This window comes from Aquabacterium sp., assembly GCF_036279655.1.
GTDB lineage: Bacteria > Pseudomonadota > Gammaproteobacteria > Burkholderiales > Burkholderiaceae_C > Aquabacterium.
Map to the genome: position 1 here is coordinate 1 of NZ_DASUIT010000109.1, position 7,892 is coordinate 7,892.

The following is a 7,892-nucleotide window of genomic DNA, read 5'->3' on the forward strand; positions in this document are numbered from 1 at the left end:
CCGTGGGGGGCAGCGGGCAGTACGCACTCGCTGCAACGGCCATGTCGGGATCGCTCGGTGGGGTGTTGCGCCCCAGCTTGCTGGTGGTGGCCATCGGGGCGGTCAACAACGAGGTGACCAGCGATGAATTGTTCCGCTGGGGCAACTGGGTCTTCCTGTTGACCTCGACCCTGTTCTTCCTGGCCTCGAGATGGCGGGCCGAACCTCGCACCGTTGCGCGTCCGCCGCTGTCGCAGGCCTGGTCCGAGATGTGGCCCCATGTGTCTCCCATGGTGTCGCATGTGGCCCTGGTGATGGCGGTGCTGGGCATGTATGACCTCGTGCTCAACACGCCGCTCAATGAGACCTCGGCGCCCTTGATCATGCCCGTGCTGATGGTGCTGGTGGTGGTGTTCGATCAGTTGTTGCGCTCCCAGGGCATCGGGGTGGATTCCGCCCATCTGGCGCAGGTTCTGCAGCGTGAGAAGAGCCTCAATGCCTCGGTGCGGGTGGCCACTTCCGACACGGTGACCTACCTGGGGGCCTATGTGTTCCTGATCATGGTGTCGCAGGCGCTGGGGGGCGTGGTGGAGCGCTCTGGCGTGATCCATCAGTTGCCCCATGACTTTGGCAGCCCGTGGTTGACCATGATCTTCGTGTCCGTGGTGCTGGTGGTGCTGGGCATGTTCCTGGAGCCTCTGGGGGCGATCTTCCTGGTGTCCAGTTCCCTGGCGCCCATGGCGTATGACAACGGCATCACACCCGTGCATTTCTGGATGACGGTGCTGGTGGCCTTCGAGCTGGGTTATCTCACGCCACCTGTGGCACTCAATCAGTTGCTGGCGCGGCGGGTGGCCGGTGATGCGGCTGTTGAACAGGCGCAGGCCGAGGCGGCCGGCCGCTCCTTCTACCGTCGCCATGAACGCTGGTTGCTGCCTTGTGGTGTGATGTCGGTGGCTTTGCTGATCGTGGCTTTTGCGCCCCTGGTTTTTGGGTTAGAACGCTGATATGTCCGAAACCGTTGCCCCCGATTACCCACGCGAGCTGACGATGTACGGCTCCATCCCCCGGACCGGGCGGGTGAATCTGCTGTGGAGTGTGTCCATGGCCCTATTCCTGGGGGCCCTGGAGTGGGCTGGCCGGGACGTCACACCGGGGCCCGGCCTGGGGGTGAATCTGCTCTACACCCTGTGCCTGGGTTACTGGTGCTGGACCCTCATCGGCATCGTCTGGCTGGGCGAGGCGCGGCGCCGCTGGCCGCAACTGGCCGATGCGCGCCTGCGCTACGACCGCAGTGGGGTCTATGGCTTGCTGGGTGTGCCGGCGATTGCCCTGGTGGCGCTGCTGGGGGTGCCGATGGGCTGTGTGCTGGGCATGTTCACGGTGCAGTCGGTGCTGGCCTTGCCCTGGCCTTTCGAGGTCTCCGACAAGCGTTTGTCCCTGACGGTCTGCATGGTGCTGAGCTACAGCCTGGCCCTGGGCACCTTCACGCTGGACTATCTGCGTGTCCATCTGGTGGCCAACCAGGTGCGAGCACAACTGGCCCAGCGACAGGCGGTGGAAGCCCAGTTGCAGTTGTTGCAGGCCCAGTTGGAGCCGCACATGCTCTTCAACACCCTGGCCAATCTGCACGCCCTGATCGACTCGGATCCCTCCAAGGCGCAGGACATGCTGGCGCGTCTGATCGCGTTCCTGCGGGCCACCTTGAGCGCCAGTCAGCGCAGCACGCATCGACTGGCCGAGGAGTTCGAACATGCCAGTGACTACCTGTCCTTGATGCAGGTGCGCATGGGGCCACGCTTGCGCGTGTCGATGGACCTGCCTCCCGAGTTGTGCGATGTGCAGGTGCCTCCCTTGCTGTTGCAGCCCTTGCTGGAAAACGCCATCCAGCACGGGCTGGAGCCGAACCGGCAAGGTGGCCTGCTGACCCTGACTGCTTATGCCGACGGGCCCATGCTGGTGCTGTCCGTGGCCGACACAGGCCTGGGCCTGGAGGCAGCCGCCGAGGCCAAGGCGGCACGCGCATCCCGCAAGTCCTCACGCAAGGTGTCGTCCGGCTTCGGCTTGACGTGTGTGCGTGATCGTCTGCACACACTCTATGGCGCGCAGGCCAGCCTGACGCTGGGTCCACCGTCGCACGGACCCGGCACTCAGGCGGTGTTGCGTCTGCCGCTGCTCTCGGTGGCACCGCTGCCGCAGTCCCCTGACCCCTTGACCCCAGCACGCGCATGACCGTCACCGCCCTGATCGCTGAAGACGAACCCATCCTGGCACAGGCTCTGGCGACCATGCTGCGACGCCTGTGGCCCGAGCTCAAAGTGCTGCCCATTGCCGAAGACGGCGGCCGGGCGGTGGACATGGCGCTGTCGGCCTTGCCGGAGGTGCTGTTCCTGGACATCCAGATGCCCGAGCGCAATGGCCTGGAGGTGGCCGAACTGGTGGCTGAGCAGTGGCCTGATGACCGCGTCCTGCCACGCATCGTGTTCGTGACAGCCTATGACGAGTACGCCGTGGCGGCCTTCGAGCGTGCCGCGGTGGACTATGTGCTCAAGCCCGTGCAATCGGCCCGCCTGGCCATGACCTGTGATCGCCTGAAGGCGCAGATGCAGCACGACCCGGTGCCTGAGTCAGCGCAGTCGGCGGCCGCTCCGGGCATGTACAGCACGACCGGAGCTGAGGCCTCCTTGCTGGCGGCCTTGCAGGCCCTGTATGGCGCGCAGTTGGCCGGGCCGGGCGGCACCGCGCCGGCACAGCCGCCCTTGAAGGTGATCCAGGCTGCGGTGGGTACGGGCTTGCAGATGGTGCCGGTGGACGAGGTGCTGTATTTCGAGGCGGCTGACAAGTATGTGCGCGTCATCACGGCCAGTGCGGATCCTCAGGCGGCCGAGTTGCTGATCCGCACGCCCTTGCGTGAGCTGATCCCGCGCCTGGATGCCGATCAGTTCTGGCAGGTGCACCGCAGCGTGGTGGTCAATGTGAAGGCGATCGAGCGCGTCTCACGGACGTACGGACGTTTGCGCGTCCACATCCGGGGGCGCAGTGAGACCCTGGAGGTCAGCCGCATGTACGCCCATCTGTTCAAGGCCATGTGAGGCCTGTGTCATCACCCATCATCAACAACAAGGAGGCGGAAGATGTTTCATCAACGTGTGATCAGCGGGCTGGTCCTGTGTCTGGCAGCGGCCAGTGCTTGGGCGGCGGCTCCGGCACCCTCCATCTGCGTGTGGGATCCCATTGGCCGTGGGGGGCAGATCTTTGATGGGGCCCGCAGTTACGCGCTGGCCATGCAGGCTCAGGGCGTGGAGGTCACGGTCAAGCCCTACATCGATGAGCGCGTGGCGGCCGAGGACTTCCGCGTAGGGCAGTGCGATGGCCTGCTGGCCACGTCGATTCGCACCAAGAGCTACAACGCGGTCACTGCGGCGCTGGACCATGGTGGCGCCGTCACCATCGTGCGCGATGGCCGGATCGATCTGGAGGCCAGCTACCAGGTCATTCAGCGCGCCATGCAGGCCCTGGCTTCGCCCGCAGCCGAGAAGCTCAATGTGCAGGATCGCTTCGAGATCGGCGGCATCGTGCCGACCGGGGCGCTGTACATCATGGCCCGCGACAAGGAGATTTTCAAACGTGGTTTTGCAGGTTCACGCATGCCAGCGTTTGACGACGACAAGGTCCAGGCCTATCTGATCGCCAAGGCGGGGGCGACCCCGGTGTCGGCCAACATCCGCAACTTCGTCACCCTGTTCAACAACGGTGGGGTGGATGTCGTGTTCGCGCCGGCTGTGGCCTATCTGCCGCTGGAAATCTACCGGGGCGTGGGCAGCAAGGGCGGGGTGTCGCGTTTTCCGCTGGCCTTCACCAGCTTGCAATTGGTGCTGGATCGGAACAAGTTTCCGCAAGGCTTCGGGCTCAAATCCCGCCAGTACTGGGTGAGCCAGTTCGACACCGTGGCCGCTGCGGTGCGCAAGGCCGAGACCACCATCCCGGCCCAGACCTGGGTGGACTACAACGCCGACGAAGCGGCGACCTTCGTGGCACAGCAACGCGAGCTGCGGGTCGAACTGGGCAAGCAGGGCTTTTACGACAAGCAGGGCCTCAAATTCATGAAACGCGTGCGCTGCAGCGTACACAAGGCCGCCTCCGAGTGCGGCAGCAACGCTGAAATCGACTGGTGAGTGCGGCACAATCGGTGTCCTTCGCTGGAGCCTACGCACATGCCTGTCAACCTGTCTGCCCCCAACCCCCAAGATCTGCACCCTGTTCCCGGCGTGACGCTGGGCATCACCATGGCGGGCGTGCGCAAGGCCAACCGACGTGATCTGACCGTGATCACGCTGGACGAGGGCAGTGCCGTGGCCGGTGTGTTCACCAAGAACCGCTTCTGCGCCGCACCGGTACAACTGTGCCGCCAGCACCTGGCCGCAGGTGCTGCCATCCGCGCCCTGCTGATCAACACGGGCAATGCCAATGCTGGTACCGGCGAGGACGGTCTGGCCCGCGCGCGCGCCACCTGCGTGGCCCTGGCGGGGCTGCTGAAGGTGGCGCCCGAGCAGATCCTGCCGTTCTCGACAGGCGTGATCATGGAGACCTTGCCGATCGACCGCATCGAGGCTGGTCTGCCGGCCGCGCTGGCCGATGGCAAGGCCGACAACTGGGCCGTGGCCGCCGAGGGCATCATGACCACGGACACCCTGCCCAAGGCCGCGTCGCGCCAGATCACCCTGGGTGGCCAGACCGTGACCATCACCGGCATCAGCAAGGGCGCCGGCATGATCAAGCCGAACATGGCCACCATGCTGGGCTATGTGGCCACCGATGCCAACATCGCGCCCGGTCTGCTGCAGGCCCTGGTGACCGAGGCGGCTGACGCCTCCTTCAACCGCATCACCATCGATGGGGACACTTCGACCAACGATTCCTTCGTGCTGATCGCCACGCGCAAGGCGGCGCATGCCGAGATCACCGATCTGAACAGCCCCGATGGCCAGGCCCTGCGTGCCGCCGTGATCGCCGTGTCGCAGCAGCTGGCTCAGGCCATCGTGCGCGACGGCGAGGGCGCCACCAAGTTCATCACCATCACGGTCGAAGGCGGGCGTGACGAGGCTGAATGCAAGCTGGCGGCGTATGCCATTGCCCACTCCCCCTTGGTCAAGACGGCTTTCTTTGCCAGCGACCCCAATCTGGGCCGCATTCTGGCGGCTGTGGGATATGCCGGCATCGACGATCTGGATCAGAGCCTGATCGAGCTGCACCTGGATGACGTCCATGTCGTGACCCGGGGTGGGCGGCGCCCCGAGTACCGCGAGGAAGACGGCCAGCGGGTCATGAAGCAGAGCGAGATCACCATCCGCGTGGGTCTGGCGCGCGGGACGGCCATGGCCACGGTGTGGACCTGTGATCTTTCGCACGAATACGTCACGATCAACGCCGATTACCGCAGTTGATGAGGAAATGGCCCGTCATCGGGCCGTTCTTCTCCTTGCGGGAATCTGCAGCAGACCCATAATCGTTCTGGCGCTACTACAGACGTTGAACAGGAGTCTGTCATGAGTGAGGTGATTCCGTCGGGCGGTTTTCATACCGCCAACCCCCATGCTCTGGCCACTATCCTGGAGGCCAGCGAGACCCGGTCGATCATCGCGTCCAGCGACATCTTCGACATCAGCGGCATGAAGCTGTGGGCGCGCAACCAGCCGGTGTCGCAAGACCTGCAGCGCAAGCTGATGGACCGTGCGCTCAGCAAGCCGCTGGAAACCTGCCTGATGGCCGAAGACGGTGTCTCCTCGGAGACCTTGCGACAGGCGGTCAAGGAACTCATCGATACCGAAGGCCCGCTCACGCCCTTGCTGCGCGCCCATGCGGCGGCGCTGCAGCGCGGTGCGGCGGCCGTGCGCCTGCACTCGGTGGTGCAATTGCTGCTCAGCGTCGTGCAGACGGCGCGGCCCTCCTCGTTTGCGCATGCGGTGCAGGCCATGGCCGTGGCGGGTGCACTGGTGCATGCACGGGGGGCCGACGAGCGCCTGGTGGCCCTGGCCATGACGGCCGGCCTGGTGCACGACGTGGGTGGCATCTATATCGCCCCCGAATATGGCGAGGCCGATGTGGAAGAGACGCTCAGCGTCGAGAGCTACCGCCAACTGGTGGTGCACCCGCACATTGGTCAGCTGCTGTTGTCGCAGTTGACGGACTACCCCAAGGACATCGCCCGTGCGGTGGCCGAGCACCACGAGCATCTGGACGGTTCGGGCTACCCCCACCGCCTGACGGCCGAGCGCATCTCGCCCCTGGGGCGGGTGCTGGCCGCCACGGAAGAGGCGCTGGCGGCCCTGCGCGCTCCGGGCTCCACCTTGCACCATGCCAGTGTGGCCCTGCGGGTGGTGCCTGGCGAGTTTGACGACCACCTGGCAGGCCCTCTGTCGGCTGCGGCGCGCTCGCTGCCGCCCATGACGGCCCACGGCTCCCTGCCCGAGCTGCTGGGGCAACTGACCCGCCTGGACATGACCTTGCAGGCCACCATGAACCGCGTCGAAACCCTGGTGCCGGCGGAGTCTGGTGAAGGCCTGCAGCGCGCGGCCGAGCTGACGCTCTACATGTTGCACAAGCTGCGCCAGGGCTGGAACGAGAGCGGTCTGTGGAGCCCCGGCGCCATTGGCGAGGAGCAGGTGGCCGAAGCCGAGGCGGTGCAGGACGCCTTGCGTGCGCGCCTGGCGGGCATTGAGCGCGCGGCACGCCTGACGGCGGGCAGCCAACTGACCGCCGAGGACGAAGACCGGCTCGATCTGATGTGCGCCTGTCTGACAGACGACATGGCCTCTTGAAATCGCCCGACCCGCCCTGACATCCTCAATAAGATCAGCGCGGCAGAGCAATCGAGCCTACAATGATCCTACTTTCCTGGGGCCGACCTGGTTTCGACGTGGGTGCGGATGCGGGATAGGGCATGTCGAGGGCCAGGCACCTCGTAAATCCATCTGGAACAAACTAACTGCAAACGACGAATCGTTCGCACTCGCCGCTTAATACCGGTGAGCCTCGCAACAGTTGGCCTATGGGCTGGGCTGTAGTCGCAAGACGATAGCTGCGAGGTTATTTACATTGGCTGGACTTGAACCGGGCCACACGGTACTTGTCGAGATTTAGTGGCTGGTGTCTCCTTTAGTGTGCTGCTGCACGACTGGGGGCACGAGAATCAAATCAGACAGCTAAACATGTAGATCTACTCGTTGATGGCTTACGGACGGGGGTTCAATTCCCCCCGGCTCCACCAAATGCCTAAAAAGCCCGACTGCCACAAGCAGTTGGGCTTTTTTTCGCCCATCGCCCCCACTCGGCTTGTGCCGCATCAATGCGCCCCCGATGCTGATCCGGCATGGTTCCCCCATGAAACGATCGCAACACCCCCATCGCTCGGCGGAGCGGACCCGCGCTTTGTGGCGCAACACCGTGGGCCTCGCTTTGACCCTGGCCGCTGTCTCGGCGACATGGGCCGCCAACACCAACAAACCAGCCGGCGTCGCCGTGGACGTGACGCCAGACATGTTGGGCGCGGGCGCCGTATCCAGCGGCGCCAAGCTGTCCACCCCGCCGCCGATCACCGGCGATCGCAAAAAACCCGTGCCGTCCTGGGGCAAACCGCTGCCCTACCCCATCGTGATTGCGGACCGACGTAACAACCGCTTGATCGAGGTGACGCCTGACAAGCGCATCGTATGGGAGTTCAACTCTCCCAACCTCACGCTCTACCGGGGCAACGAAGACGTCAACTTCTCGCGAGACGGTCGACAGCTGGCGGTCAGTGAAGAAGACAACTACGACGTGCATTTGGTGGATTACGAGCAGCGCGCCATCACCTGGACCTACGGCGTGCCCAACCACCGCGGCCGCAAAGGGACTTTGCTGAATTTTCCGGACGA

7 protein-coding genes and 1 other RNA gene are annotated in these 7,892 nt (G+C 64.8%); all 8 read left to right on the forward strand.

Translation table 11 applies throughout. From position 1 onward, the window contains the following. Positions 1-986 (forward strand): TRAP transporter large permease subunit (locus VFW84_RS12380; protein ID WP_329680767.1); only part of this gene is annotated, 986 nt, incomplete at its 5' end. A 1-nt stretch (position 987) separates the two neighbouring features. Beyond that, positions 988-2,211: a sensor histidine kinase gene (locus VFW84_RS12385; protein ID WP_329680768.1), complete on the forward strand. Its 1,224-nt coding sequence runs from the start codon at positions 988-990 to the stop codon at positions 2,209-2,211. Beyond that, positions 2,208-3,071, forward strand: coding sequence for a LytTR family DNA-binding domain-containing protein (locus VFW84_RS12390; RefSeq protein WP_329680769.1), 864 nt, complete (start codon positions 2,208-2,210; stop codon positions 3,069-3,071). Before VFW84_RS12385 ends, VFW84_RS12390 begins: the two co-directional genes overlap by 4 nt. A gap of 42 nt (positions 3,072-3,113) precedes the next feature. Further along, the gene (locus VFW84_RS12395; RefSeq protein WP_329680770.1) at positions 3,114-4,154 is read left to right on the forward strand and encodes a putative solute-binding protein; all 1,041 of its coding nucleotides are present in this window, start codon (positions 3,114-3,116) and stop codon (positions 4,152-4,154) included. A gap of 39 nt (positions 4,155-4,193) precedes the next feature. Further along, complete coding sequence (argJ, locus tag VFW84_RS12400; protein WP_329680771.1) at positions 4,194-5,423, forward strand: bifunctional glutamate N-acetyltransferase/amino-acid acetyltransferase ArgJ; 1,230 nt, start codon at positions 4,194-4,196, stop codon at positions 5,421-5,423. 102 nt (positions 5,424-5,525) lie between these two features. Continuing rightward, entirely contained in the window at positions 5,526-6,797 is a 1,272-nt protein-coding gene (locus tag VFW84_RS12405; protein WP_329680772.1) for an HD-GYP domain-containing protein, read from the forward strand. A gap of 78 nt (positions 6,798-6,875) precedes the next feature. Beyond that, positions 6,876-7,246: a transfer-messenger RNA gene (ssrA, locus tag VFW84_RS12410) on the forward strand. A gap of 113 nt (positions 7,247-7,359) precedes the next feature. Beyond that, positions 7,360-7,892, forward strand: a 533-nt coding sequence (locus VFW84_RS12415) for a hypothetical protein (RefSeq protein WP_329680773.1), incomplete at its 3' end; no start/stop codon positions are given.

What these genes read in the sequence shown, in the direction of transcription:
- VFW84_RS12395 (WP_329680770.1), top strand. Translation starts at nt 3,114, where the DNA reads ATGTTTCATCAACGTGTGATCAGCGGGCTGGTCCTGTGTCTGGCAGCG.
- VFW84_RS12405 (WP_329680772.1), top strand. Translation starts at nt 5,526, where the DNA reads ATGAGTGAGGTGATTCCGTCGGGCGGTTTTCATACCGCCAACCCCCAT.
- VFW84_RS12385 (WP_329680768.1), top strand. Translation starts at nt 988, where the DNA reads ATGTCCGAAACCGTTGCCCCCGATTACCCACGCGAGCTGACGATGTAC.
- VFW84_RS12390 (WP_329680769.1), top strand. Translation starts at nt 2,208, where the DNA reads ATGACCGTCACCGCCCTGATCGCTGAAGACGAACCCATCCTGGCACAG.
- argJ (WP_329680771.1), top strand. Translation starts at nt 4,194, where the DNA reads ATGCCTGTCAACCTGTCTGCCCCCAACCCCCAAGATCTGCACCCTGTT.